Genomic DNA, 24,913 nt, shown 5'->3' with positions numbered 1-24,913 from the left:
GTCAACCGATGCCGGCCGCGGCGCGGGCCTGATCGAGCGCGGCGTCGAGCGCCGAGGCGTCCTTGCCGCCGGCGACGGCCAGGTCGTCGGCCGACTTGCCGCCGCCGCCGACCGTTCTCTTCGCGTCGTCGATGAGCGCGCCGGCCTTGTGCGGGCTGTCGGGCGTGACCGCGGCGACGAGCGCCACTCCCCCGCCGTCGAGCTCGGCCCCGAGCACGACCGCATGGATGGATTCCTGATCGCGGATGGAGACCGCCAGGTCGCGCAGACCGTTGCGGTCGAGCCCGTCGACCCGGTCGACGACCACGCCGTCGACCGCCTTGGCGGCGAGCGCCGGCGCCTGACCCACCGCCAGCTGCTGCTTCAACCGGTCGAGTTCCTTGCGCAGGCTCTTGGCCTCGGCCTGGAGCCGCTCGACACCGTCAGTCAACTCGTCGGGCTGCACGCTGAGCGCCTTCGCGGCCGCCGACGCCGTGGCGTCGACGCCCCGCATCAGCTCGATCGTGGCCATTCCCGTGACCGCCTCGATGCGGCGGATGTTGCTGCCGATCGAACCCTCGGAAACCACCCGGAACGCCCCGATGTCGCCCAGGGCCCGCACGTGGGTGCCACCGCAGAGCTCGGTGGAGTTGGGGCCCGCTTCGAGCACGCGGACGATGTCACCGTACTTGTCGCCGAAGAAGGCGATGGCGCCCAGCTTCTGGGCTTCGTCCATCGTGGTCTCGAAGTGGCGACACGACGGGTTGCTGAGGACCTCGCCATTGACCAGGTCCTCGACTTCGGCGATCTGCGCAGGGGTGACCGCCTCGTAGTGGCTGAAGTCGAAGCGGAGCCGGTCGGGGCCCACCCACGAACCCTGCTGTTTGACGTGGTCGCCGACCACCTTGTGCAGCGCCCAGTGAAGGAGGTGGGTGGCCGTGTGGTTGCGGCGGATCGCGGCCCGACGCTCGTTGTCGATGATGGCCGTGGCGTGCTGGCCGACACTGATCTCTCCGCGCATCTCACCGATCTCGTGCACGACGAGTCCGGGCACGCCGTAGCGGGTGTCGGTCACGGTGGCTTCACCGCTCTCGGTGCGGATCGTGCCGACGTCGCCGATCTGCCCGCCCGACTCGGCGTAGAACGGGGTGCGGTCGAGCACCAGCACCGCCCCGTCGTTCACGAGCACGACCGCATCGGTCTGGGCCTCGTCGCGGCCGGTGAACACGGTCTCGCCGTTGGCCTCGACGATCGAGACGAGGCTGCCGGTGTCGCCGACCGCCGCCACCTTGCGGGCGTCCTTGGCCCGCTTCTGCTGATCGGCCATGGCCTGGCGGAACGCGTCGACGTCGACCTCGACGCCCCGCTCGGCGGTGATCTCCTGGGTGACCTCGAGGGGGAAGCCGTAGGTGTCGTGCAGCAGGAACGCCGTGTCGCCGGAGAGCGTCGCGCCCTCGGCCAATGCGCCGAGTTCCTCGTCGAGGATCGCCTGGCCGGTGCGGAGGGTCTCGCGGAAGCGCACCTCTTCGCGATCGATGACGTCGCGGATGAACGAATGGTTCTCGACGAGATCGGGGTAGTCCCCGCCCATGAGCTCGACGACCGCGTCGACCATGCCACCCATGACGGGGGTCTCGACCCCGAGCAGGTAGGCGTGGCGGACGGCGCGACGAAGGATGCGCCGCAGCACGTAGCCGCGGGCCTCGTTGGAGGGGAAGACACCGTCGCTGACCAGCATGGATGTGCTGCGGGCGTGGTCAGCGAGAATCCTGAGCGAGACGAGCGAATCGAACTCTGCAGTGGCCGGATCGAGCCCGGTCAGCTCCGCAGCCGCCTGCTGCAGGGCGCTGAGTTCGTCGGTGTCCCACACGGAGTCGACGCCCTGGAGCACCGAGACGGTGCGCTCGAGCCCCATGCCGGTGTCGATCGACGGCTTCGGCAGCGGCGTCTTCGTGCCGTCGGCGCCCTGGTCGAACTGCATGAAGACGAGATTCCAGATCTCGATGAAGCGATCCTCGTCGCCGTGTTCGGGACCGCCGTCGGCGCCGAACTCGGGGCCCTTGTCCCAGAAGATCTCCGAGCAGGGACCGCACGGGCCGGTGTCGCCCATCTTCCAGTAGTTGTCCTCGTCGAGGCGCTGAATGCGCTCGGCCGGCACGCCGACCTCGTGCTCCCAGATCGTCGCCGCCTCGTCGTCGCTGAGGTGCACGGTGACCCAGAGGCGTTCGGGGTCGAGGCCCAACGTGACGGTGACGAACTCCCAGGCCCACTTGCACGCGTCGGACTTGAAGTAGTCGCCGAAGCTGAAGTTGCCCATCATCTCGAAGAACGTGAGATGGCGCTTCGTGCGGCCGATCTCGTCGAGGTCGTTGTGCTTGCCGCCCGCCCTCACGCACTTCTGGATCGTGACAGCCCGATCGTAGGGAGCGGCCTCTTCGCCGGTGAAGTAGGTCTTGAACGGCACCATTCCCGCAACCGTGAAGAGCAGCGTCGGGTCGTGGGGAATCAGGCTCGCCGACGGCTGCGGCGAGTGACCGCGCTCGACGAAGAAGTCGGTGAACGCTTTGCGTACTTCGTTGGCCCTCATGAAATGGGCAGTCTACCGCCGCGGTCCCAGCCCAAGTCCGCCGAATACCGCGACCGGCAACGGGTCAGCGACGGAGTCGGCTGGGCCGATGCTGGTGGGGGTTGCCCCGACGTGGCGGCTCGGGGGCGAACTCCCGACGGAGCTCGTTCTCGCGATCACGCATCGCCTCGGCGCCCTCGACTGCCGCATCGCGGAGGTCGATGACGACCTCGCGAGCCTTCTCGGCCACCTGACGACCCTTGATCGAGACGTCGTGGCGCACCTGCTCGGGGGTGTAGTGCTCGACGGCCCGACGCACGCGCCGCTGGACGTAGATCGAGCTGCTCAGGCCGGCCGCGTAGCCGACGCCGGACCAGAAGATGCGCTTCATCGGGATCGACCCCCGACGTCGATCGCCCGCCGACGCGGGCCACCACCTCGGAGCCGCCACGTCGCCCGTCCGGCCCCGGCAACGAAGGACGCGGTCTTGATCAGCGGCGGTGCGACGGCCTTGTAGGCGAGACGCGACGCCACGTCGGCGGTGGTCGAGATCCGCTCGGCCTTGTCGAGCACCGCATCGACACGCTCGAGCTCGTCGCCGGCCTTCGTGACCGTGGAATGGAGATCGTGCACCATCGGCAGGGTGGCGCCCCGCAGGTCGTCGACCGTCGAGCGCAACTCCCGCAGCGTTCGCACCAGGGCCTGCACCGCCAGCACCATCACGACAACGACGGCGAGACAGACGATCGAGACGATCACGGCGGCGAGGTCGGCGGCGGACATGCCCCCAGTGAACCCGGCCCCTCGCCTCCACGGGGGGATGGTCAGCCGTCACGGCCCGGCCAGTGCTCGCTGATCTCGCCCTCGTGGCCGTGGTCGGTCGGGCGGTAGAAGACCGACCCCGCGAGCTCGTCGGGCAGGTACTGCTGGTCCACCCATCCCTGCGGATCGTGGTGTGGGAGCCGGTAGCCCTTTCCGTGGCCGAGGCTCGACGCGCCCTTGTAGTGCGCGTCGCGCAGATGCGGTGGCACCTCCCCGGTGCCCGCCGAACGGGCGGCTTCGAGTGCGGCGAAGATGCCCTCGGTCACCCGGTTGGACTTCGGCGCCGTCGCGAGATGGACGACGGCCTGCGCGAGGTTGAGCTGCGCCTCGGGGAGCCCGACGAACTCCACCGCCTGCGCGGCGGCGTTGGCCACGAGCAGCGACTGGGGGTCGGCCATGCCCACGTCCTCCGACGCGAGGATCACCAGGCGGCGGGCGATGAAACGGGCATCCTCGCCCGCCTCGAGCATGCGGGCGAGCCAGTAGAGCCCGGCATCGGGGTCGCTCCCCCGGATGCTCTTGATGAAGGCGGAGATCACGTCGTAGTGCCCGTCTCGTCCGTAGCGGACGGCCTTCGCGTCGACCGCCCCCTCGGCATCGGGCAGCGTGACGTGGAGTGGACGACCCCGCTCGGAGGCCAGCGCCACCGCCACCTCGGTCCCGGTCAGCGCATGGCGACCGTCACCGCCGCTACGGGCTGCGAGATGGGCGACGGCGTCGTCGTCGGCGGTGGCGCCCTCGATCTCGAGACCTCGGCGGATCAGCTCGGCGATGTCGTCCTCACCCAACGCGTGGAGGCGAAAGAGGGTCGAGCGGGACATGAGTGGCGGGTTCACCTCGAAATGCGGATTCTCGGTGGTCGCGCCGATGAGGATGATGAGCCCCTCCTCCACCGCCGGGAGCAGGGTGTCCTGCTGCGCCTTGTTGAAGCGATGCACCTCGTCGAGGAAGAGGATCGTCCCCTGACCGCGCTCGCCCAGCCGTTGCCGGGCCTTGGCGATCACCTCGCGCACGTCCTTCACCGACGCGGTGACGGCCGAGAGCTCCTCGAAGACCTTGTCGGTCGTGGTGGCGACGAGCCGGGCGAGACTGGTCTTCCCGGTGCCGGGCGGTCCCCAGAAGATCACCGACGACAGCCGGTCGTTGTCGATCAACGCCCGCAGCGGCTTGCCGGGAGCGAGCAGGTGCCGTTGCCCCACGACATCGTCGACGTCACGGGGCCGGAGTCGAGCCGCGAGCGGTGACCGTCCTTCCAATCGCGACTGCGCGGCGGCACTGAACAGGTCGTCACTCACGCGGCCGACCCTACGCCAGCGCTCAGGGCGGGCGAGCAGATGCCGATACGGACAGTGTGAGAGACATCATCCCTTTCATCTTCTGGCCGTGGTTCTTCGCCTCGTGCTTCATCCTCGTGCGCCGGCGGGTCACCGGTGGAAGCTGGCGCCCGATGGACGACGAGAAGGTCGTCGAACCGCTCGAGTTTCCGCCGCCGCCCACGAGCCACCTCCCCGTGCCCTCGCTGATCGCACCCTCTTCGGCGTCCTCCCGGCCCGATGCACCGTCATCGACACGCGAGCCGTCGGCACCGTCATCGGCACCGGGCTCGGTGATGACACCGGTCGACCCCGATCGTCCTCGATCACGCACTCTGGCCGAGGCGGTCGAAGGCATCGCCATGCCGTGCGACCTGGCGCCGCTCATGGGCACCGGCCCGCTCGACCCCCGAGACGTCGCCTTCTTCACCCAGGGCCATCCGGCCGCAACGGTCGGTGCGGCACTGGCCGACGAATTCGAACGGTTGGGTTTTCAGATCCGCCCGGTCGACGAGCGGACGATCCACGCCGAACGAGGTCCTGATCTGATCCGGGCCCGGCTGACGAGCGCCGAGCTCACCTCCTCGGAGGTGCTGCGGGAGCACCACCCGAGCGCGCCGGCGGACGCTCTCGTCGTGGAGTTGACGCTGAGCTGATGCTCAGGTGGCGGGTGGCAGCACCCGCAGGCCGAGATCGTCGAGATGGGTGTCGTCGATCGGTGAAGGGGCGTTGGTCAGTGGATCGGCGCCCGACTGGGTCTTCGGGAACGCGATGACCTCGCGGATGTTGCTCTCGCCGACGAGCAGCATCGTCAGACGATCGGTGCCGAAGGCGAACCCCCCGTGAGGCGGCGCACCGAAGCGGAACGCGTCGAGCAGGAACCCGAACTTCGCCCGGGCCTCCTCCTCGCCGATGCCCAGCAGCTCGAAGATGCGGGTCTGCACGTCGGTCCGGTGGATTCGGATGCTGCCCGACCCGAGCTCGATGCCGTTGAGCACGAGGTCGTAGGCCTGCGAACGGACGTCGAGGAGCGCCTCTCCGCCCTCGTCCAGCAGATGCACGTCGTCGGCATGCGGCATCGTGAACGGATGATGGGCGGGAATCGGCTTGCCACCGTCGCCCAGCGCTTCGAACAGCGGGAAGTCGACGACCCAGAGGAACTGGAGTCCGCCCTCGTTGACGGGCGGCCGGCCCAACTCGAGCCGGAGCAGGCCGAGCACGTGGCGGACGAGCCGGCGCTCGTCGGCCACCAGGAAGACCATGTCGCCGGGCACGGCGTCGAGCGCGGCGATGACCTGGCCGGCCTCGTCGGCCGAGAGGAACTTGGCGACGCCGGCATCGAGGGCCGGGCCGTTCTCGCCCTCGATGACCTTCATCCAGGCCAGACCCTTGGCCCCCCAGCGCTGACAGGTCTCCACCAGACCGTCGATCTGGTTGCGGCTGAGTGCCTCGACGCCGCCTTCCATGCGGATGCCCTTCACGCACGGGGCCTGGAAGACGCGCGCCTCGGTGCCCTCGAAGATCGGGGTGAGCTCGACGAGTTCCATTCCGAAGCGCACGTCGGGCTTGTCGGAGCCGTAACGCTCCTGCGCATCGAGCCAGGTGATACGGGGAAACTCCGTCGGGCGCTCGCCGGTCACTGCCTCGGTGGCCTCGGCGACCGCGTGGGAGATGACGGCGAACACGTCCTCCTGGTCGACGAAGCTCATCTCGGCGTCGAGTTGCATGAACTCGAACTGGCGATCGGCCCGAAGGTCCTCGTCACGCAGGCAGCGGGCGATCTGGTAGTAGCGATCGATGCCGCCCACCATGCAGAGCTGCTTGAACAGCTGCGGGCTCTGCGGCAGGGCGTAGAACGAGCCCGGCTCCTTGCGCGAGGGCACGACGAAGTCGCGGGCGCCCTCGGGGGTGGAGGCGATCAGCATCGGGGTCTCGATCTCGACGAAACCCTGTTCTTCCATGCCACGGCGCAGCGCGCTGTTGACCGCGGCCCGGGTGCGCAGGTTGCGCTGCATCCGGTCCTTGCGAAGATCGACGTAGCGGTGGCGGAGGCGGATGGTCTCGTCGACGTCGGTGCGCTCGTCGAGCGGGAACGGCGGCGGTTCGGACTCGGCGAGAATGGTGATCTCGGTGATCTCGATCTCGATCTCGCCGGTGGCGAGGTCGGTGTTGGCGGTGTCGTCGGGCCGCAGCCGCACCTCGCCGGTCATCGACGCCACGTACTCGCTGCGGAGGTCGTGTGAGCGGTTGACCACGCACTGCACGACACCGGTGTGGTCACGGAGGTCGATGAAGGCGAGGTGTTCGCCGTGTTCACGACGCTTGTCGACCCACCCGCAGACGGTGACGGTGCGTCCGACGTCGGCGGCGGTGAGGGTGCCGCACATGTCGGTTCGTTGGGAGGTGGTCAGATCCATCGTGATTCCTGTTTCAGGTTTGTTCGTGGTGGCGGGGCAGCGCCCCGAGCATTCGGATGTCGTCGAGGAGATCGTCGAGCGCGACACGGCGTTGACCGGTATCTCCCCGCAGGTCGCGGAGCGTCACTTCTCCTGCCGCGACCTCGTCGTCGCCGATGATCGCGGCGAACGGCGCTCCAGAGCGGTCGGCGACCTTCATCTGCGCCTTCATCGACCGCCCGCCGTAGGCCCGGTCGGCGCCGACGCCGCCCTGGCGAAGGCGCTCGCACACGTCGAGGGCGTGGCCCCCACCGGTCACGTCGACCACGAACACCGTCACCGTCGGTTCCGGCGCGGGGAACACGCCTTCGGCATCGCAGGCCAGGAGAATACGGTCGACGCCGAGTGCGAAGCCGATACCCGGCGTGGCCGGCCCCCCGAGATCCTCGACGAGACCGTCGTAGCGGCCGCCGCCACCGACCGCGTTCTGGGCGGTCTCGAGTGCGGTCGCTGCGAACTCGAACGTCGTGCGGGTGTAGTAGTCGAGACCGCGAACGAGCCGGGCCGAGATCGTGTAGCCGATGCCGAGGGCATCGAGTCCGGCACGAACCGCGGCGAAGTGCTCGGCCGTCTCGTCGGTGAGGAAGTCGACCATCACCGGCGCGGCGTCGATGATCGCCTGGTCCTCCGGGCGCTTCGAGTCGAGCACCCGGAGTGGGTTGCGCTCGAGGGTGACCTGCGACTGCGGCGAGAGTTCGTCGCGACGTTCGGTCAGATACGTCGTGAGCGCCGCGAGATACGCCGGGCGACAGGTCGCATCGCCGAGGCTGTTGACCGACAGCTCGACATCGCGCAGCCCGAGCGAGGCGAAGAAGCGTGAGGCCAGCGCGATGACGTCGACGTCCGCCTGGGGGTCGTCGGCGCCGAGCACCTCGACCCCGACCTGGGTGAACTGGCGGTAGCGCCCGGCCTGGGGCTGCTCGTAGCGGAACTGCGGGCCCTCGTACCAGACCTTCCACGGCGGCACCGGCCGGTGTTCGGCGTAGGCCCGACAGATCGAGGCGGTCAGCTCGGGGCGCAGGGCCAGGTGTTGCGGCGGGTCGCCCTTGTCCAGGAAGTCGAACATCTCCTTGGTGACGACGTCGGTGGACTCGCCGATGCGCTTGAAGACTCCGAGGTCCTCGAAGATCGGCGAGACGACCTCACCGAATCCGCCGAGACCTGCGGCCGACGCGAACCGGTCGACGAGCGCCCGCCGGCGACCCGACTCGGGCGGGAGGATGTCGCGGGTGCCTTTCGGGGCACGGAATGTCGGCTCAGCCACAGCCGCTCAGACTACCGGTGGCACTTCCCGACCCCGTGGAGGATTCGGGGAGAGTTGGATCCGGCGTCAGTCGGTGTCGGATGCTCCGCCACCGGGGACGAGCCGGTAGGCGTCGTAGACCGCTTCGACGGCCAGGAGCCGTGAGAGCACCGAGTCGAGCTGGCTCACATCGGCGAGTTCGAACTCGAACTGCATCTTGGCGACGGCATCGTCGCCGGTTTCGGTGGCCACGCTGATGACGTTGAGCCCGTGGTCGGACAGCACCTTGGCGACGTCGACGAGCAAGAGGTTGCGGTCGAGGGCCTGGAGTTCGATCGTGGTCGCGAAGCGGCCATCGTGGTCAGCGTCCCACTCGACCTCGATGAGCCGGTCGGGCTGACCCTCCTGAAGGGTCGTGGCGTTGAGACAGTCGGCCCGGTGGACCGACACGCCGCGTCCACGGGTGACGAAACCGATGATCTCGTCGGGCGGCACCGGCGAACAGCACCGCGAGATGCGGATCATGATGTCGTCGAGGCCTTCGACGTGGACTCCGGCCGATCCGGTGGCCCGCCGCTTCGTGCCGAGACGCCGGCTGACGTTGGCCGGCAACCGAGCCTGCTCCTCGTCGGCCGAGAGGTCCTCGCCCCGCAGTTCCTTCGTGACGCGCTCCGCGATCGTCGACCCCGCGACATGGCCTTCTCCGACGGCGGCGAACAACGATTCTTCGTCGGTGTAGTTGAGCTGCTCGCCGACGAGCAGAAACACCGGCTCCTTGACGATGCGCTGCGCGGGCAAGCCGGCCCGGCGCAGTGCCGCGAGCACCTCGTCTCGCCCGTGCTCGATCGCGTCCTCGCGACGTTCACGGGTGTACCACTGCTTGATCTTGTTTGCCGCTCGCCGGCTGGCGACGAACTTCAACCAGTCCCGGCTGGGCCCTGCGCCCTCGACCTTCGAGGTGAAGATCTCGACGCTGTCGCCCGATTCGAGCCGGCTGTTGAGCGGCACCAGCCGGCCGTTGACCTTCGAGCCGATGCAGGAGTGCCCGACGTCGGTGTGGATCGTGTAGGCGAAATCGACCGGGGTGGCGCCGACCGGGAGCTCGACCACCTTTCCCTTGGGCGTGAAGACGTAGACCTCGTCCTGGTCGAGATCGAACTTCAGGTTGTTCATGAACTCCGACGGGTCGGAGGTCTCCTGTTGCCATTCGACGATGCGGTTGAGCCAGGCCATCTCGCTGCCTGCTTCGCCGTCCTTGTAGTCGGAGTGCGCAGCCACGCCGAACTCGGCCCGCTGATGCATCTCGCGGGTGCGGATCTGCACCTCGATCGACTTGCCCTGCGGCCCCACCACCGTCGTGTGCAACGACTGGTAGAGGTTGAACTTGGGCATCGCGATGTAGTCCTTGAAGCGGCCCTGGACCGGACGCCACGTCGCGTGGATCGAACCGAGGGCGCCGTAGCACTCACGGACGGAATCGACGATGACACGGATGCCGACGAGGTCGAAGATCTCGTCGAATCCGCGGCCCTTCACGACCATCTTCTCGTAGACCGACCAGAGGTGTTTCGGACGACCGTCGATCTGGGCCACGATGCCGAGCTCGGCCAGCCGGGCCTGCACGTCACCGAGCACCTGGGCCAGGTAGAGATCGCGCTCGGGGGCCCGCTGCTGGATCATCTGGTCGATCTCGGCATAGCGGCGGGGATGCAGTGCGGCGAAGGACAGATCCTCGAGCTGCCACTTCATCTCCTGCATGCCGAGCCGGTGGGCCAGCGGTGCATACACATCGAGCGTCTCGCGGGCCGATCGCTCCTGTTTGAAGGCGGGCAACGCAGCGATCGTGCTCAGGTTGTGCAGACGGTCGGCGAGCTTGATGATCAACACCCGCATGTCGGACGCGATCGCCACGATCATCTTGCGCATCGTGGCGGCCTGCTGCAGCTCCTTGGTGTCGTACTTGACCCGTTCGAGCTTCGTCACGCCGTCGACGATCTTGGCGACCTCGGGACCGAACTCCTTCTCGAGCTGGGCCAACCCGACCGAGGTGTCCTCGACCGCGTCGTGCAGAAGCGCACCGGCGATGGTGATGTCGTCGATCCCCTGCCGGGCGACGATGGTCGCCACCGCAACCGGGTGGCGGATGTAGGGCTCGCCCGACTTGCGGTACTGACCCTCGTGGGCCCTCGCCGCGAGCTCGAAGGCCCGCTCGATGAGCGACGTGTCGGCCTTGGGATGGTGCTGTTCGAATGCGGCCAGCAGGCCGGCGATCTCAGCCGACGTCGACCGGTTGGGTCCTCGACGCCAGGGCAGGACCCGCGTGACGGTTGCCATCAGTCGCCTCCGACCTTGATCAGACTCTCGATGCTCGTATCGCCCAGTTTCCCCCGGCCATGAAGGAACTCGAGCTCGAGGAGGAACCCGAACCCCACCAGGATCCCCGCCTGTCGGTTCACCAACTCGGCCGCCGCCGCCGCGGTGCCGCCCGTGGCCAGCACGTCGTCGATGATGACCACACGCTGTCCCGGGGCGATCGCGTCGGTGTGCATCTCGACGGTGTCGGCGCCGTACTCGAGGCCGTAGTCGAGCGATGACGTCGTGAACGGGAGCTTGCCCGGCTTGCGAACCGGCACGAACCCGACGCCGAGCTGGCGAGCGACCGGGACGCCGAAGAGGAATCCGCGGGCCTCGATCCCGACCACGAGATCGACCTCGGTTGCGGACCATGGCGACGACATGGCGTGCAGCGCGGCGTCGAACCCGACCGGGTCGCCCAGCAGCGGCGTGATGTCCTTGTAGACCACGCCCGGCTCCGGGAAGTCGGGGATGTCTCGGATCAGTCCTTCGATCAGACCAACAGCGGGCATGCCCCCAGAGTACCGCCCCTAGCTCCGCTTCTTTTTCTTCCTCGGCCGCGGCGGGGCGTTCCCCGTGCGGGGCCGATCGGCGACCGTGCGAGCGGCAACCGAGCCGAGCGCCACGTCCTCGGTGGCCACCGGGCGGGTGGACTCGCCCGTCAGCCCGCGGGCCGCGACCTTCTGCGCGACGGCGAGGTTTCCGGCTTCTCGTTCCTTGAGGAACGCCACCGTCGCCGACGCCACCGAGATCGACGAGTAGCCGCCGACGAGGATGCCGATCAGCAGGGCGATCGCGAACTCCTGGAGCGTCAGGGCGCCGAGGAAGAACGACCCGATCACGAGCATGCAGAGCACCGGGATCACGGAGGTGAACGAGGTGTTGATCGACCGCATCAGCACCTGGTTCAGGGCCGAATTCATCATCTCGGTGTAGGTGTAGCGCCCGGTGGCCGAGAGTCGGCCCTCGAGTTCGCGGACCCGGTCGTAGACGACGATCGTGTCGTAGAGCGAGTAGCCGGTGATGGTGAGAAAGGCGATGACGGTGGCCGGCGTGACTTCGAACTGAAAGATGGAGTAGATGCCGACCGACAACAGGATGTCGTGCACGACTGCCACCAACGCGCCCACTGCCATCTTCCACTCAAGGCGCACCGTGATGTAGCCGGCGACGATGACGAAGAACCAGATCAGCGCGTTGCGCGCCTGATCGGTGATCTCATCACCCCACGACGGGCCCACCGTCGTGACGCTCACGCTGTTGAGTTCGGTTCCGCCCAGCGCCGCGAGGGCGGCGGTGACCGCTTCGATGTCGGCCGGCGTGTCGAGCCCATCGCGAACCCGAACGCTGTCGCCGCCGACGATCTGGATCTTTCCGGCGGCGGCGCCGGTGTCGGCCAATGCCTCGCGTGCGTCGGCGACGCTGGCGTCGGGGGCGAGCACCTCCCAGCTCGTGCCGCCCTCGAACTCGATACCGAGGTTCAGACCTTGGACCACGAGCGAGCCGACACTGACCAGCACGAAGATGGCCGATGTGCTGAGCATCCATTTCCAGAGCCGCGGAAAGTCGAACTCCTGCTCGCCGCGATACATGAGTCGGAGCGTTTTCACCGCGCCTCCTCGGCGGGAACGAGGCCATAGCGGCCGGGATGATCGGCCATCGCTTCACGTTCGGCCATGAGCCGAACCACCGGGCCCATGAAGAAATAAGTGGCGACGATGTCGAGCACCGTGGCGAGTCCGAGGAACAGCGCGAAGCCCTTCACCTGGCCGACGGTCAGCACATAGAGAACCACCGCGGCGATCAGGCTGGCGACATCGGCCTTCACGATCGTCGAGAAGGCGATCGGGAACGACCGCGTCACCGCCGAGCGCATCGTTCGCCCGTGGCGGACGTCTTCCTTGAGATGTTCGAAGAAGACCACATTCGAGTCGACCGAGACACCCACGGAGACGATGAGACCGGTGACGCCCGCCAGTGTGAGCGCCAACCCCTGCGAGTCGCCGAGCCAGGCGATGATCGTCCAGAGCATCGCGCCCGAGACCGCGAGGCTCGCGATGGCGACGAGTCCGAGCAGCCGGTAGTAGGCGATCAGGTAGAGCGAGACGAGCGCGAAGCCGATGAGCCCAGCGGTGACACCGGCGTCGAGGGCGTCCTTGCCCAGTGTCGCCGAGACGCTGCGCGACTCCTGTGGCGTGAGTTCGACCGGCAACGAGCCGTAGCGGAGAACGAGGGCGAGGTCCTTCGCCTCACCCTCGCTGAAGTTGCCGGAGATCGAGATGTTCGTGCGCTCGAAGGTGGGGCTCTGGATCGTGGGGGCGCTCTCCACGCCGCCGTCGATCTCGATCGCCACGCGACCGCTGGGACACACGGTCGATCGCGAGAAGCAGAGTGAGGCGAGGGAGTTGAAGTCGTCGATGCCCGGCGAACCGCTGCGGAGTTCGAGGGCCACATTCCAGCCCGCCTGGAGCCGGGCATTGGCGTCCTCGACGGCCAGGCCCGTGAGGCGGGCGCCGGTGTCACCGCCCTCGATGAGCTCCGGCGCGGGGCCGAGAAGGAGCAACGTGTCGATGTCGATGCCGTCGGTCGAGACCGTCTGCTCGGCGATCAGGCACTCGTCGGCACCTGCGTCGGGCGTCGGGGTGCCCGAGGCGTACTCGGGGGGGAGCTCCTGGTCCTCGCCGATCGGACACAGGCCGGCGAGCGTGGTGAGGTCGGTTCCGAGCGGCGCCTCGACGAGGACCGGCCGGAACCGCAGCTCGGCCGTCTGGCCGACCAGTTCGAGCGCCCGGGCCTGGTCGTCGACGCCGGGGATCTGCACGAGCACCGTTTGTCCCTGCCGTGTGATCTCCGGCTCGCGCACGCCGAGACCGTCGACGCGATTGCGGATGACCTCGATCGCCTGGTCGATCACCTCGTTGTCGACGTCGCTGCCGTCGGGGTTGGGTTCGGGCTCGAGCACGACCGAGACACCGCCCTGGAGGTCGAGCCCCAGCAACGGTTCGTTCCCCGAGGCGAAGGTGTAGACGAGCCCCAGCACGGACAGCGCGACGACGCCGATCGCAAGAGTGAGCTGACGGCGCATCGTCAGGCGTCGCCGTCGTCCGAATCGGCCTCGACAAGCGAATCGTCGTCGGCATCGTCGCCGTCATCGTCGTCGTCGCTGACTCGCTCGGCGACGGCGGCGCGGCTGAGCTTGAGTTCGACGTCGGGCGCGACCTCGAGCCAGATCACGTCGCCCTCGACCTCGGCGATGGCGCCGTAGATGCCGGAGTTGGTGACCACGAGGTCGCCTTCGGCCAGCGAGTTGACGAGCTGCTGGTGCGCCTTCATGCGCTTTTGCTGCGGGAGGATCATGAACGCGTAGAGGGCACCCATGAGAACGACGAGAACGACGACTGACATAGGAACGGAGGCTAGCTGCCCCACACCTCGTGGACTCCCAGCCGGAACGACTCGAATTCGCCGGCCCGGATCGCGTCGCCCATCCGGTCCATGAATCGCAGGAGCCACGCCACGTTGTGAAGGGTGAGAATTCGCGCCGCCGTGGGCTCCTTGGTCTGCAGCAGGTGGCGCAGGTAGCCCCTGCTCCAGCGGGCTGCGGGGCTCTCGGGCCAGGACGGGTCGAGAGGTTCGTCGCTACGGGCGAACTCGGCCCGGCCCAGGTTGTAGCGCCCGTTGTCGGTGAGGACGGTGCCGTGGCGCGCGTGGCGCGTCGGCAGCACGCAGTCGAACATGTCGACCCCGCGAGCGACCGACTCGGTGATGCCGATCGGATCGCCCAGGCCCATGAAGTAGCGGGGTTGGTCGACGGGAAGGACGTCCATGCAGCTGGCGAGCCCGTGGAGCATCTCGCTGCGGTCCTCACCCACGGACAGGCCGCCGACGGCGTAGCCGTCGAAGTCCAGACCCACGATCCGATCCGCCGACTCGCGCCGTAGTGCGTCGTCGGTGCCACCCTGGACGATGCCGAACTGGCTCTGCCGGTCGGCGGCATCGTCGTGATCGAGAAAGGCTCGGCGGCCTCGTTCGGCCCACAGCGAGGTTCGGTCGACGGCGGCCTTCACCACCGAGAGGTCGGCCACGGAACTCGGGCACACGTCGAGCACCATCTGGATGTCGGCGCCGATCAGGGCTTGCACGGCGACGGCCCGTTCCGGCGTGAGGAGATGGGTCGAGCCGTCGTAGGTCGACTTGAACGTGGCCCCTTCGTCCGTCAGCTCCGGACCGAGCGAGAAGATCTGGTAGCCGCCGGAATCGGTGAGGAAGTGACCGTCCCACGCGGCGAAACCGTGGATACCACCGAGCTCGGCCACCACGTCGGCGCCGGGACGCAACATCAGGTGATACGTGTTGGCGAGGATCACCTGCGCGCCGAGCGCCTCGACGTCATCGGAGGCCAGATGACGGATCGCGCCGCGGGTGCCGACCGGCATGAAGCGCGGCGTCGTGAACTCGCCGCGCGCGGTGGTGACCACCCCGGTGCGGGCGCCGCCGTCACGGCCGGTCTCGGTGAACGTCGCTTTCACCGAGACCAGGCTATGTCGCTGCGCCCAGGCTGTGTCCCCGCGCCCCCGACGATGGTCAGGGCGACGGTGCGAGCGCCGCTCCGACGGACCGGGCTGCGGCGTGGGCGCCGGCGAAGTAGCGACGCGGATAGCGGAGCCGGCGCCGCGTCCGCAGCTCGGCGGTGACCACCGACTGACCACGCCACCACGGCTCGACCCGGACGACGAGCGGGAGACGGGGCCACGACCCCCGCAGCGCCAGCCGAGCGTCGGCCTGGTGGCCGCCGCCCGGCATCGGGCGGAAGTCCGAGGTGAGATCCAGTCGGAGACCACCCCCGACCACGAAGGTCTTCTCCATCGCACCGAGCTCTCGTTCGATCGTCGCGAACGACGCGAACACGTGCTGACGCACGGCGGAGCCGCGTCGGGGGTTGCCGTCATGGCGCCGTTGGAGCGACCGCTCGTGGATGGCGCGTGACATGCGCCGACCCCGGGCGGTCAGGACGGCCGATCGCCGGCGCAGCGGATCGAGGCGCTCGGCGGCTGCGTGCCAGGCATCGCGCAGCGAGGCGAACAGCTCATCGGTGTCGTCCGGCGGGGCGGACACTCGCGCCGCGGCCGTCGGGTCGTGGAGGAGCGGCTCACGAGCCGGATCGATGATCTCGATCCGCAGCGTCCCGGCCGTTTCCGTCATCACATCGAGCGTAGGTGACCGTGACTATCGAGCGAGGGCGTAGTGCACACCGGCTCTGGTCCGGCCGAGTTCGCAGAACAGGCCGAGCGGCTTCAGGCAGTAGGCCATCCGCTGCGCGGTGCCCCGGTCGACGCCGGCGAGATCGGCCAGGTCCGCGGTCGTGAACCGGTCGGGAAGCCCCTCGGGCACCAGGCGAAGCAGGTCGACGCTGGCATCGAAGCGGTGCCGACCGGTGATCTCGCGCAGTACCCGGTCGACGGTGCGAAAGCCGCCTCTCCCCCGCCGTGCCCGGGGGTCGACCACCTGGCGCTTGGTCACGGACACGAGCACGATCTCGAGGCTCAGGTTCGGGTGATCGAGCAGTGTCGGCATACTCACCAGTTCGACGAACAGGTCGTAGACGGAACCCTTCTTGGGTGATCGGCGGGGCCTCGCGTCGGGCCGGTCGAGATAGGTCTCGACCGCGATGGGATGCACGAGCAGGAACCGATGGTCGGCGAGGAGATGGTCGAGCTTGCGGCCCATCGCCGCGAACGAGCCGGTCTGGATCTCGATCAACAGGTCGTCGCGACGGATGTCGATGACGAAGCCGTCGAGCGGCACCTCGAACTGATCGCCGGGCCGCGCGTAGTCGTCCTTGAGCGCGGCGTGCAGCGAACCCTCGTTGAGAGTGCCGATGTGCGGTTCGATCGCGATCCGGCGACGTTACCGTCCCGCCCGTGAACGCTGTCCCACCCTCGAGTGCCACGCCACCTGCGGCCGATCGGGGCGCCGTGTTCGCGGCCGCCGCCACCTACCTGTCGTTCGCCGCGCCGATCGCCATGCTCGGCGTCATCTGGCCCGATGTGCGCGACCGCTTCGACCAGTCGCTCGGCACCCTCGGGATCGCAGGGCTCGTCTACGGCGTCGGTCGTATGTCGACCGCGCTCAGCGGTCCACTGCTCGTGCGCCGGTTCCGCACCGGTCCCGCCTTCGTTCTCATGCTCGTCCTTCTCGCCGGCGCCTGTGGTTGTGCCGCGGTGGCGACGTCGTGGCTCGTCTTCCTGGTCGCCTTCGCCTGCATCGGTGCGGCCTCCGGGTCGCTCGACTCCCTCGGCGCGGGATTCATCGCGTCGATTCGCGATGTGGGGAGCGCAGGCCTGGTCCACGGCGCCTACGGCATCGGGTCGACTGCGGCACCGCTGCTGGTGCTCGCCGTCCCGAGTTGGCGGATCGCCCTGGGTATCGTGGCAGGCCTCGCCATCGCTGCTGCCGTCGTGTGCGTTCGAAACAGCCGGAGCTGGCCCGTGATCGCCTCGGACCAGCGCGCCGATGCGGGGGATCTCCCCCGTCGCGCAACGGCGGTCTCGCTCGGAGCCCTGTTCGCCTTCGTGGCATTCGAGGTGACGGCAGGCCAGTGGGCTTTCACCCACCTCACCGAGGAGCGCGGCATCGGCGACACCCTCGCCGCCACCGCCGTCGCCCTGTACTGGGGCGGCATCATGGTCGGTCGCCTGGCCATGGCTCGCACCGGAGTGAGAGACACCATCGACCGGGTTCGCCTTCAGCGTCTCGCCATCGTCGCCGGCGCGGCCACCCTCACCCTCACAGTGGTCCCGTCGGTCGCCACCGCCGCAGCGCTGGCGCTGGTCGGTTTGTCGCTCGCCCCGATCGCGCCCTCGCTCTTCGCGTCGACGGCGAGCCGCGTGGGCGAGTCCCACGCGCAGCGGCTGGCAGTGTGGCAACTTGCGGCCACCAACGCGGGAGCCATCTCCGTCCCGTTCCTGACGGGCCAACTCGTCGATGCCATCGGTCCCGGCGTCGTGATCGCAGTCGCCGCCACGACCGCCTTCGTCGGCGCCTGGCTACTCCTCGCCATCACCCGCCTCCCCTCCCACTGACCGTTGCACTTGGGGTCAGACCCCCGTTGCAGTTTGGCCACAATCCGCTCGTCGGGTGACCTTGCCGTCAGCGGCGGAACCGCCGGAGGGCGCCGCGACGACGAGCAGCGCTGGCGGCGGCCCGCTCCGTAGGCGTCACCCGCGGGGTTGTCGCCGGGAGTCGAGTGGCGAGGTCATCGGCAGCCATCAGCGTCAGCGTCGGGACGGGCTCGGACTCCGGCAGGTTGTAGCGATAGGTCAGGTAGCCGTCGGCCACGCCGGCGGTGTCGAGCCAGTTCGCCACCCGGGGGTCGTCGGGAGCGATCACGAGCCGGAACACCCCGTCGTCGTCGAGCACCGCCTGCGCGTCGTTGATGGTGATCGGCCGATTGACGTAGTCGAGCGACTGGTACCAGCGGTCGCCGAGCTGCACCTCCCAGTAGTGGCACGTCGGCGGTGTCACCTCGAACACCAACGCCTCGCCGGGGCCGACTCGCCACATGCACTGACCGTACGCCTGACGGATGGTGCCGCCGAGCTCGCCTCCTTCGTCCGTGCTCATCGCCGGCCCGAAGGCGTTGATCTCGTCCCGCTGGAGATGGCCCTCGGCGAACGCCGTCCAGTAGGAGGCCATCAGTCCCGTCATCGATGCAGTTCGCCCGAGCTTGTCGATGACCTCCTCGGGCGTCAGCCGGGCCGGCGGACCGTCGACGTCGAGACACTCGATGTGGAGATCGGCGGGCCGCTCGTTCGTCCAGTCGGCGAAGAACTGACGCACGAGGAGACGGGTCTCGAGCGGCTCGAGTCGGAACCAGGTGCCCGCAACGGTTCCCGCGGGCGGCGGCGCCGGGCTGAAGACGATCTCGAAGTTGCCATCGCGGTCGACCGGGAGGTCACGGCCGTCGAGTTCGAGCAGCTGACGGATCGGCGCGCCTCCGAAGGTCCATGTCATCACCGAGAATCCGAGTGACCGCACGCTGCCGACGTTGCCACTGAGCCGGTAGGCGTGGTGCAGGTCCATCGGGGCGGTCTGATACAGCCCGTCGGGATTGTCCTGACCCATCTTGGAGGGATACACCCACCCGAGTTCGGGGTGACGCGGGTCCTCGTTCTCGAACACCTGGTCGAGCTGCATGCTCAGCATGCGCAGCACGTGCCGCACCCCTTCGGCCCGCTCCTCGTCGGCGACGTCTCGCTCAGGATCGACGACATGGTCGACGGCCCCCTTCAAGTCGTCGCAGAACGCGATCCAGGCGGTGCGGAGATCCTCTGAGGCGGTCACGATTCGCCACTCACCGGGGTCGATGGTCGGTGCCGGCACCCGCCGTGATGAACAGGGCCGTCGCCGAGTCGGCGACGTCGGCCGTGTGCCACGTCCCCGGCGGGTTGATCGCATACTCCCCTGCGCCGAGGGTGACGGTGGCCGTCGAGCCGTCATCGTGCTCCTGATGGAGCGTGATCGAGCCGGCCGTGCACAACACGACCTCGCTGCCCTTGGGGTGCATCTCCCACACGTCCCACGACTCGCTGAACGTGTACATACTGACGAGGCGGCCTTCGTCACCGTCGCTTGCGTGCCGTTCGCCGTAGCCGGCGTACCACTCCATTTCGCCGGTGAACTCCGGTTCACTGATCGAGGTCGCTCCGAGACCGAGGTGGATGGGATGGCTTCCTATGTCCATCGGTTCTGTGCTCATCCCCCCAGTCTTGCCGCTTCTCCCCCGCCCCGCCGCACCTGGTCCTGACCCGGGTGCAACGGTCAGTCGGCGGTGGCGAGGTCGAGATGTTCGTAGAGCCAGGGAAGGTAGCGATGGGACTGCGGGCCGTTGACCGAGATGCCGCTGACGTGGCCAGGGCCGTCGAGGACGAAGAAGTCGCAGACACCGCCCTGCGCGTGGACGGTGTTGCAGGTCCGGTAGGAGTAGGGCCATTCGTAGGACGGGTCCGACGGGCCGGCGTTGGTGTCGACCTCGTACCGGAACATGAGAATCGGCGCCGGATCGGCGACGAACCCTGGGACTTCGATCGCCGGCGTGAGGTGAGCGCCGGTCTCCATCGCGGCGGCCGGTTGCGTCGGCTCGGCCGCCAGCGGACCACCGGGCGTCGGGTCAGCGAGCAACGCGGTGCCGAGGGAGATCGCCCCGCCCGCCGACGAACCGAGCGTGGCGATCCTGGTCGTGTCGATTCCGTACGTCTCCGCGTTGGCGTGGAGGTACCGAATCGCCTCCATGCCGTCGTCGATCGCGTTGGTCGCCACGGCGAGGAAATCCTCCGCCGAGATCCCGCTCGGACAGGTTCGGTAGTCGATGGCCACCGCCACGAAGCCGCGCTGGGCGTAGGCCTCGGCGGCGCCCACGTAGCCAGTCCGGCTTCCGTTCACGAACCCGCCACCGTGGATGAGCACCACCGTCGGCCGAGCCTCGAGCGTGTCACCGACGGGCTCGTAGACGTCGAGGATCAGGTCGTTGCCGCCCGGTTCGCAGAGCGGCGCCGAACCGTAACGAAGCCCCGCATGCCGAACGATCTCCGCCCTGGTGAAGACGTTGCTCACGTAGCGACCGCTGGACGGAATGGCGACGAAGTCGCTGAGAATCGCGGTGCCATAGAGGAGCCCGTCGTGGGGACACCGGTAGGTCGCGATGCCCTTGCGGTCCCATTTCGCCGCCACGACCGACGCGCCGACCGCGGCCGGTAGCTCGTCGATGATCTCCTGCGCGGCATCGTCGTCATCGGGGTCGGCCGACGTGCGGGTCACGTAGGTGGTCGCCGCCGCTGTCTCCGCCGCGAAGCTCGGCGCGGGAATCGCTGCGCCGTCGGCCCGCTCACAGGCGTTCACCGATTCGGCGAGTGCTTGCAGATCCAGGTAGGGCGAGTCCGCCGTAGCGCCGACCCCCGCCCCCACCCGAGCAGCGTCGACTGCGTTTCGCAGCACCGCGCTGCCCGGCCCGCACGCCGTCGCCAGACACGCCGCAACGACCAGTGGTGTGATGAGTCTCCGCACCGTCTGCCCCCTCGTCGGGCACGCGCACCGGCCCTTCGATGACGCTACTGGTCCAAGCCGGAACCGGCCAACGGCCGGTGTTACGGTCTCGGGGTGAACGCCACGCAATTCGAGGGCTGGCCGGTCGAGGCCATCGAGTTCTTCGAGCGGCTCGAGGACGACAACACAACGGCGTTCTGGTCCGAGCAGAAGCACGTCTACGAGGAACGCGTGAAGGCGCCGATGACCGCCCTCCTGGCCGCCCTCGAGCCGCGGTGTGGAGCGGGAAGGATCTTCCGCCCCAACCGTGACGTCCGCTTCAGCAAGGACAAGTCGCCCTACAAGACCAGCATCGCGGCGACCCTGGAGAACGGCGGCTACGTCAGTCTCTCCGCCGACGGCTTCGCGACCGGCACCGGCTACTACATGATGGCCAAGGACCAACTCGCGAGGTTCCGCTCGGCGATCGACGATGACACGACCGGTCGGTGGCTCGAGAAGATCGTCGCTGAAGTCAACGACGCGGGCGTCGACGTGACGTCACACGACTCGGTGAAGACCGCACCGCGCGGCTATTCGGTGGACCACCCGCGGATCGAGCTGCTGCGGATGAAGGGCTGCATCGCGTGGCGGGAGTGGGAGGTCGGCGCCTGGCTCGACACGCCCGAAGCGAAGGCCCGGGTCCTCGATCTCCTCGACACGGCGAAACCACTCGTCAAATGGCTCGACACCAACGTCGGGCCTTCCGAGCTGCCGGAGGAACGCAGGGGCTGAACGGATTCGCGTTCGAACTGCAACGGGGGTCTGACCCCAAGTGCAACGTCAACGGGTGAGCAGCATGGCGTCGCCGAAGCTGAGGAAGCGATAGTCCTCTCGTAGGGCTTCGGTGTAGAGGTCTCGCCAGCGGGGGCCGACGAAGGCGTCGACGAGGCAGAGCAGCGTCGTTCGGGGCAGGTGGAAGTTGGTCATCAGCACGTCCACGACCGACCACTCGTAGGGACGACGGATGAAGATGCGGCTGCGGCCCTCGGTCTCACCGGTGGTGCCCCACGTCTCGAGCGCTCGCACGCTCGTGGTACCCACGGCCACGACCCGCTTCGCCGTTGCGATCTTCTCGATCGTGGCGGCGGGAACCGAGTACCACTCGCTGTGCATGACGTGATCGTCGAGTCGGTCGACCTGCACCGGACGAAACGTGTCGAGCCCGACCGCCAGCTCGACGGTGGCCATGTCGACCCCGCGCTCCCGCAGACGACCGATGACGGCGTCGGTCAGATGCAACCCCGCCGTGGGCGCGGCCGCAGAGAGGGGACGGTCGGCGAACACGGTCTGGTAGCGCTCCGGGTCGTCGATCTGTTCGTCGATGTAGGGCGGCAACGGCGGCAGGCCGACCTCGGCCAAAACCTCGAGCAGGGCGCGTTCGCCCGGATCGGGACGCACCAAGCGGCGACCATCGCCGAGGTCGTCACCGACCTCGACCACCAGCGCGTCGGTGGTCAACAGCGTCCCCGCGGGGACTTTCTTCGACGGCCGGACGAGCGCCTCCCACCAGCCGTCGTCGCCAGCCTCGAGGAGGAGCACCTCGGCTGCGCCGCCGGTCGGTCGGGTCAGCGGGATCCGGGCCGGGAGCACCCGCGTGTCGTTGACCACGAGCAGGTCGCCGGGCTCGAGCAGGTCGGGCAGGTCGACGACTCGTCGATGCTCGATCGAGACACCGCGATCGACCAGCAGACGGGCGTGGGCACGCTCGATCAGTGGTGTCTGCGCGATCGACGTCGGCGGCAGCTCGTAGTCGACGTCGTCAAGTGTCTGCGGCGGTCGGTCCACGGGACCGAGCGTAGAGAGACCGCGACCGATGGCGACGATCCGAACCCGCAACGGGGGTCTTGACCCCCGTCATAAACCGCAACGGGGGTCTGACCCCGAATGCAACGGTCAGTCGTCGTTGTCGAAGAGGCCGGGGGCGGTGGGGGCACCGGCCGGGGGTGGGGTCATGCCCAGGTGTTCGTAGGCGGCCGGGGTGGCGACTCGACCCCGCGGTGTGCGCATCAGCAGGCCCTGCTGGATCAGGTAGGGCTCATAGACGTCCTCCACCGTCTCGGTGGGTTCGCTCACGCTGATGGCCAGCGTCGACAGACCCACCGGACCGCCACCGAAACGGCGACAGACGGAATCGAGCACGGCCCGGCTGGCCTTGTCGAGACCGAGCACGTCGACGCCGAAGAACTTGAGGCCGTCGGCCGCCACTTCGGCGTCGATGTGGCCGTTGCGTTCCACCTCGGCGTAGTCGCGGACCTGGCGGAGCAGCCGGTTGGCGATGCGTGGTGTGCCCCGCGAACGGCGGGCGATCTCCCACGCGCCATCGGCGTCGATGTCGACATCGAGAATCGTGGCGGCCCGGGCGACGATCGACTGGAGGTCGTCGACGTCGTAGTACTCGAGCCGGGCGACGAGGCCGAACCGGTCTCGCAGGGGGCCAGTGATGAGCCCTGTGCGGGTGGTGGCCCCGACCAGCGTGAACTTGGCGAGGTCGAGCGGGATCGAACGAGCGGCCGGGCCCTTGCCCAGCACGATGTCGATCCGGAAGTCCTCCATCGCCGGATAGAGGACCTCCTCGACCGGACGGGGCAGCCGGTGGATCTCGTCGATGAAGAGCACATCGCCCTCTTCGAGCTTGGACAGGATCGACGCCAGGTCGCCGGCCCGCTCGAGGGCCGGCCCACTGGTGACCTGGAGGTGGGTGCCCATCTCGGCCGCGATGATGTTGGCCAGAGTGGTCTTGCCCAGCCCGGGCGGACCGGCGAACAACAGATGGTCGACCGGATCCCGACGCTTGGCCGCGGCCCCGAGCATGACGCCGAGATGACCCTTGAGCTCGGACTGACCCACGAACTCCGCGAGCGAGCGGGGGCGCAGACCGGGCTCGTCGATGATCTCGTCGTCGGCTGCGGTCTCGGTGGGTGAGAGCAGTTCTTCGCGCACGTCAGACCCCCGAGGCGAGTCGGCGGAGGGCTTCCTTCAGCAACTCGCCGGTGTCGCCGTCGGACGGAAGGTCGGAGAGGACACCGTGGATCTCGTCGGGCGCGTAGCCCAGACCCTCGAGCGCCGATCGCAGGTCGGCCCGGACCCCGCCGGTGGTGGTCGAGGACCCGTCGGCATCGATCGTGATGACCGGACCATCGGGCACATCGAGCTTCGACTTCAGCTCCATCACGAGTCGGGCCGCCGTCTTCTTCCCCACGCCCGGCACGAGACACAGCGCGGCGACATCGTCGCTCGCCACCGCGACCCGCAGCGCGTCGGGACCGTGAACCGACAGGATCGCCAACCCGAGGGCGGGCCCGACCCCGTGAGCGCTGATGAGCGACTCGAAGATGCGGCGCTCGTCGACGGTGGCGAAGCCGTAGAGGGTCTCGCTGTCCTCACGAACGGCATGGTGCGTGTGGACGAACACCTCACGGTCGATCTCGCCGATCATCACCGCCGTGGACGGGGTGACCTGCACCCGATGGCCCACACCGGCGACCTCGATCAAGAGTTCGGCATCGGGGCCTCGATCGAGCAGTGTGCCTCTGAGCGATCCGATCATCGACGTCCTCCTGCTGCGGTTCCAGTTGATCGCGCCGGAATGCGGGCGAGATGGCAGAGCGCCACCGCAACCGCATCGGCGGCGTCGGCCGGGGCCAACATGGCCGGCAGGTCGAGCAGGGTCTGCACCATCCGCCCGACCTCGTGCTTGTCGGCGCCGCCCCAACCGGCCACCGATTCCTTGATCTCGTTGGGCGAGTACTCGATCACCACGCACCCGGCGGTGGCCGCCTCGGCCATGATGATGCCGCTGACCATGCCGACCGACATCGCGGTGGACACGTTGTGCTGGAACAGCACCCGCTCGATGGCGAGAGCGTCGGGCTCGAACTCGCGTATGAGCGCCCGCACCTCGGCCTGCATCTCGGCGAGCCGCAGTGGCCGCTCGGTCTGCGGGTCGGTGCGGATCACCCCGGCTGCGACAGCGCGCGGCTTGCGGCCGGTCTTCTCCACACAGCCATAGCCACACCGGGACAGCCCCGGATCGATTCCCAGTACGAACACCTGTACGACCCTAGTCAGTTATCCCGGGATCTCCTGGCATCCTGGG

Annotated in this window: 24 protein-coding genes; 3 read left to right on the top strand and 21 right to left on the bottom strand. The window is 68.5% G+C overall.

Annotated features, from left to right (window positions below; translation table 11 throughout):
- Window position 1: 1 nt before the first annotated feature.
- The 4 genes from alaS to RIB98_01735 form a co-directional block, all read right to left on the bottom strand.
- Complete coding sequence (gene alaS, locus RIB98_01750; GenBank protein MEQ8839679.1) at window positions 2–2,566, bottom strand: alanine--tRNA ligase; 2,565 nt, start codon at window positions 2,564–2,566, stop codon at window positions 2–4.
- Window positions 2,567–2,630: 64 nt separating this feature from the next.
- Window positions 2,631–2,936, bottom strand: a complete 306-nt coding sequence (locus RIB98_01745; GenBank protein ID MEQ8839678.1) for a hypothetical protein — start codon at window positions 2,934–2,936, stop codon at window positions 2,631–2,633.
- Window positions 2,933–3,328: a hypothetical protein gene (locus RIB98_01740; GenBank protein ID MEQ8839677.1), complete on the bottom strand. Its 396-nt coding sequence runs from the start codon at window positions 3,326–3,328 to the stop codon at window positions 2,933–2,935. Before RIB98_01740 ends, RIB98_01745 begins: the two co-directional genes overlap by 4 nt.
- A 41-nt stretch (window positions 3,329–3,369) precedes the next feature.
- Window positions 3,370–4,662 (bottom strand): replication-associated recombination protein A, encoded by a 1,293-nt coding sequence (locus tag RIB98_01735; GenBank protein ID MEQ8839676.1) that lies wholly within the window; start codon window positions 4,660–4,662, stop codon window positions 3,370–3,372.
- A gap of 56 nt (window positions 4,663–4,718) precedes the next feature.
- On the opposite strand from RIB98_01735, the gene RIB98_01730 reads away from it, so the two are divergent.
- Window positions 4,719–5,336, top strand: a complete 618-nt coding sequence (locus RIB98_01730) for a hypothetical protein (protein MEQ8839675.1) — start codon at window positions 4,719–4,721, stop codon at window positions 5,334–5,336.
- Window positions 5,337–5,339: 3 nt separating this feature from the next.
- On the opposite strand, the gene aspS is transcribed toward RIB98_01730, so the two are convergent.
- The 10 genes from aspS to RIB98_01680 all read right to left on the bottom strand — a co-directional run bounded on the left by aspS (window position 5,340) and on the right by RIB98_01680 (window position 16,539).
- A complete protein-coding gene (gene aspS, locus RIB98_01725; GenBank protein ID MEQ8839674.1) occupies window positions 5,340–7,097 on the bottom strand; it encodes an aspartate--tRNA ligase in 1,758 nt (585 codons plus the stop codon).
- Between the two features lie 13 nt (window positions 7,098–7,110).
- A complete protein-coding gene (gene hisS / locus RIB98_01720; protein MEQ8839673.1) occupies window positions 7,111–8,400 on the bottom strand; it encodes a histidine--tRNA ligase in 1,290 nt (429 codons plus the stop codon).
- A 66-nt stretch (window positions 8,401–8,466) separates the two neighbouring features.
- On the bottom strand, window positions 8,467–10,713 hold the full coding sequence (locus RIB98_01715) for a bifunctional (p)ppGpp synthetase/guanosine-3',5'-bis(diphosphate) 3'-pyrophosphohydrolase (GenBank protein ID MEQ8839672.1): 2,247 nt from the start codon (window positions 10,711–10,713) through the stop codon (window positions 8,467–8,469).
- Window positions 10,713–11,246: an adenine phosphoribosyltransferase gene (locus tag RIB98_01710; protein ID MEQ8839671.1), complete on the bottom strand. Its 534-nt coding sequence runs from the start codon at window positions 11,244–11,246 to the stop codon at window positions 10,713–10,715. Before RIB98_01710 ends, RIB98_01715 begins: the two co-directional genes overlap by 1 nt.
- Window positions 11,247–11,264: 18 nt before the next feature.
- The gene (gene secF, locus RIB98_01705) at window positions 11,265–12,344 is read right to left on the bottom strand and encodes a protein translocase subunit SecF (protein MEQ8839670.1); all 1,080 of its coding nucleotides are present in this window, start codon (window positions 12,342–12,344) and stop codon (window positions 11,265–11,267) included.
- Window positions 12,341–13,819, bottom strand: coding sequence for a protein translocase subunit SecD (gene secD, locus RIB98_01700; protein ID MEQ8839669.1), 1,479 nt, complete (start codon window positions 13,817–13,819; stop codon window positions 12,341–12,343). The genes secF and secD overlap by 4 nt, the downstream gene beginning before the upstream one ends.
- Before the next feature lie 2 nt (window positions 13,820–13,821).
- The gene (yajC, locus tag RIB98_01695; protein MEQ8839668.1) at window positions 13,822–14,139 is read right to left on the bottom strand and encodes a preprotein translocase subunit YajC; all 318 of its coding nucleotides are present in this window, start codon (window positions 14,137–14,139) and stop codon (window positions 13,822–13,824) included.
- A gap of 11 nt (window positions 14,140–14,150) precedes the next feature.
- Entirely contained in the window at window positions 14,151–15,263 is a 1,113-nt protein-coding gene (tgt, locus tag RIB98_01690; protein MEQ8839667.1) for a tRNA guanosine(34) transglycosylase Tgt, read from the bottom strand.
- Between the two features lie 55 nt (window positions 15,264–15,318).
- Window positions 15,319–15,936: a hypothetical protein gene (locus tag RIB98_01685; GenBank protein ID MEQ8839666.1), complete on the bottom strand. Its 618-nt coding sequence runs from the start codon at window positions 15,934–15,936 to the stop codon at window positions 15,319–15,321.
- Between the two features lie 24 nt (window positions 15,937–15,960).
- Window positions 15,961–16,539: a hypothetical protein gene (locus RIB98_01680; GenBank protein MEQ8839665.1), complete on the bottom strand. Its 579-nt coding sequence runs from the start codon at window positions 16,537–16,539 to the stop codon at window positions 15,961–15,963.
- Window positions 16,540–16,655: 116 nt separating this feature from the next.
- On the opposite strand from RIB98_01680, the gene RIB98_01675 reads away from it, so the two are divergent.
- Window positions 16,656–17,816, top strand: coding sequence for an MFS transporter (locus RIB98_01675; protein MEQ8839664.1), 1,161 nt, complete (start codon window positions 16,656–16,658; stop codon window positions 17,814–17,816).
- Window positions 17,817–17,883: 67 nt separating this feature from the next.
- Here the strand turns inward: RIB98_01675 and RIB98_01670 are convergent, their stop codons facing one another.
- From RIB98_01670 to RIB98_01660, 3 genes are all read right to left on the bottom strand, one after another.
- The gene (locus tag RIB98_01670; protein ID MEQ8839663.1) at window positions 17,884–19,077 is read right to left on the bottom strand and encodes a DUF1214 domain-containing protein; all 1,194 of its coding nucleotides are present in this window, start codon (window positions 19,075–19,077) and stop codon (window positions 17,884–17,886) included.
- A 10-nt stretch (window positions 19,078–19,087) separates the two neighbouring features.
- Window positions 19,088–19,492, bottom strand: coding sequence for a cupin (locus tag RIB98_01665; GenBank protein ID MEQ8839662.1), 405 nt, complete (start codon window positions 19,490–19,492; stop codon window positions 19,088–19,090).
- Window positions 19,493–19,554: 62 nt separating this feature from the next.
- Window positions 19,555–20,796 carry an alpha/beta hydrolase gene (locus RIB98_01660; GenBank protein MEQ8839661.1) on the bottom strand — a complete coding sequence of 414 codons (1,242 nt, stop codon included), beginning with the start codon at window positions 20,794–20,796 and terminating at the stop codon, window positions 19,555–19,557.
- Window positions 20,797–20,889: 93 nt separating this feature from the next.
- Here RIB98_01660 and RIB98_01655 point away from each other — a divergent pair, with 93 nt between their 5' ends.
- Window positions 20,890–21,549 carry a DUF2461 domain-containing protein gene (locus tag RIB98_01655; protein ID MEQ8839660.1) on the top strand — a complete coding sequence of 220 codons (660 nt, stop codon included), beginning with the start codon at window positions 20,890–20,892 and terminating at the stop codon, window positions 21,547–21,549.
- A 48-nt stretch (window positions 21,550–21,597) separates the two neighbouring features.
- Here the strand turns inward: RIB98_01655 and queA are convergent, their stop codons facing one another.
- From queA to ruvC, 4 genes are all read right to left on the bottom strand, one after another.
- Window positions 21,598–22,602: a tRNA preQ1(34) S-adenosylmethionine ribosyltransferase-isomerase QueA gene (gene queA / locus RIB98_01650; GenBank protein ID MEQ8839659.1), complete on the bottom strand. Its 1,005-nt coding sequence runs from the start codon at window positions 22,600–22,602 to the stop codon at window positions 21,598–21,600.
- Window positions 22,603–22,710: 108 nt separating this feature from the next.
- Window positions 22,711–23,757 carry a Holliday junction branch migration DNA helicase RuvB gene (gene ruvB, locus RIB98_01645; protein ID MEQ8839658.1) on the bottom strand — a complete coding sequence of 349 codons (1,047 nt, stop codon included), beginning with the start codon at window positions 23,755–23,757 and terminating at the stop codon, window positions 22,711–22,713.
- Window position 23,758: 1 nt separating this feature from the next.
- Complete coding sequence (ruvA, locus tag RIB98_01640) at window positions 23,759–24,364, bottom strand: Holliday junction branch migration protein RuvA (GenBank protein MEQ8839657.1); 606 nt, start codon at window positions 24,362–24,364, stop codon at window positions 23,759–23,761.
- The gene (gene ruvC / locus RIB98_01635; GenBank protein MEQ8839656.1) at window positions 24,361–24,867 is read right to left on the bottom strand and encodes a crossover junction endodeoxyribonuclease RuvC; all 507 of its coding nucleotides are present in this window, start codon (window positions 24,865–24,867) and stop codon (window positions 24,361–24,363) included. Before ruvC ends, ruvA begins: the two co-directional genes overlap by 4 nt.
- Window positions 24,868–24,913 lie beyond the last annotated feature (46 nt).

The sequence above is a fragment of the Acidimicrobiales bacterium genome (assembly GCA_040219515.1).
Taxonomy (GTDB): Bacteria; Actinomycetota; Acidimicrobiia; order Acidimicrobiales; family Aldehydirespiratoraceae; genus JAJRXC01.
This window is presented reverse-complemented; position numbering and strand designations above follow the sequence as displayed.

Bases quoted from the DNA above. Each gene is read 5' to 3' on its own strand.
- alaS (MEQ8839679.1), bottom strand. From the start codon at position 2,566: ATGAGGGCCAACGAAGTACGCAAAGCGTTCACCGACTTCTTCGTCGAG.
- RIB98_01745 (MEQ8839678.1), bottom strand. From the start codon at position 2,936: ATGAAGCGCATCTTCTGGTCCGGCGTCGGCTACGCGGCCGGCCTGAGC.
- RIB98_01740 (MEQ8839677.1), bottom strand. From the start codon at position 3,328: ATGTCCGCCGCCGACCTCGCCGCCGTGATCGTCTCGATCGTCTGTCTC.
- aspS (MEQ8839674.1), bottom strand. From the start codon at position 7,097: ATGGATCTGACCACCTCCCAACGAACCGACATGTGCGGCACCCTCACC.
- RIB98_01715 (MEQ8839672.1), bottom strand. From the start codon at position 10,713: ATGGCAACCGTCACGCGGGTCCTGCCCTGGCGTCGAGGACCCAACCGG.
- RIB98_01710 (MEQ8839671.1), bottom strand. From the start codon at position 11,246: ATGCCCGCTGTTGGTCTGATCGAAGGACTGATCCGAGACATCCCCGAC.
- secD (MEQ8839669.1), bottom strand. From the start codon at position 13,819: ATGCGCCGTCAGCTCACTCTTGCGATCGGCGTCGTCGCGCTGTCCGTG.
- yajC (MEQ8839668.1), bottom strand. From the start codon at position 14,139: ATGTCAGTCGTCGTTCTCGTCGTTCTCATGGGTGCCCTCTACGCGTTC.
- RIB98_01685 (MEQ8839666.1), bottom strand. From the start codon at position 15,936: ATGACGGAAACGGCCGGGACGCTGCGGATCGAGATCATCGATCCGGCT.
- RIB98_01665 (MEQ8839662.1), bottom strand. From the start codon at position 19,492: ATGAGCACAGAACCGATGGACATAGGAAGCCATCCCATCCACCTCGGT.
- ruvA (MEQ8839657.1), bottom strand. From the start codon at position 24,364: ATGATCGGATCGCTCAGAGGCACACTGCTCGATCGAGGCCCCGATGCC.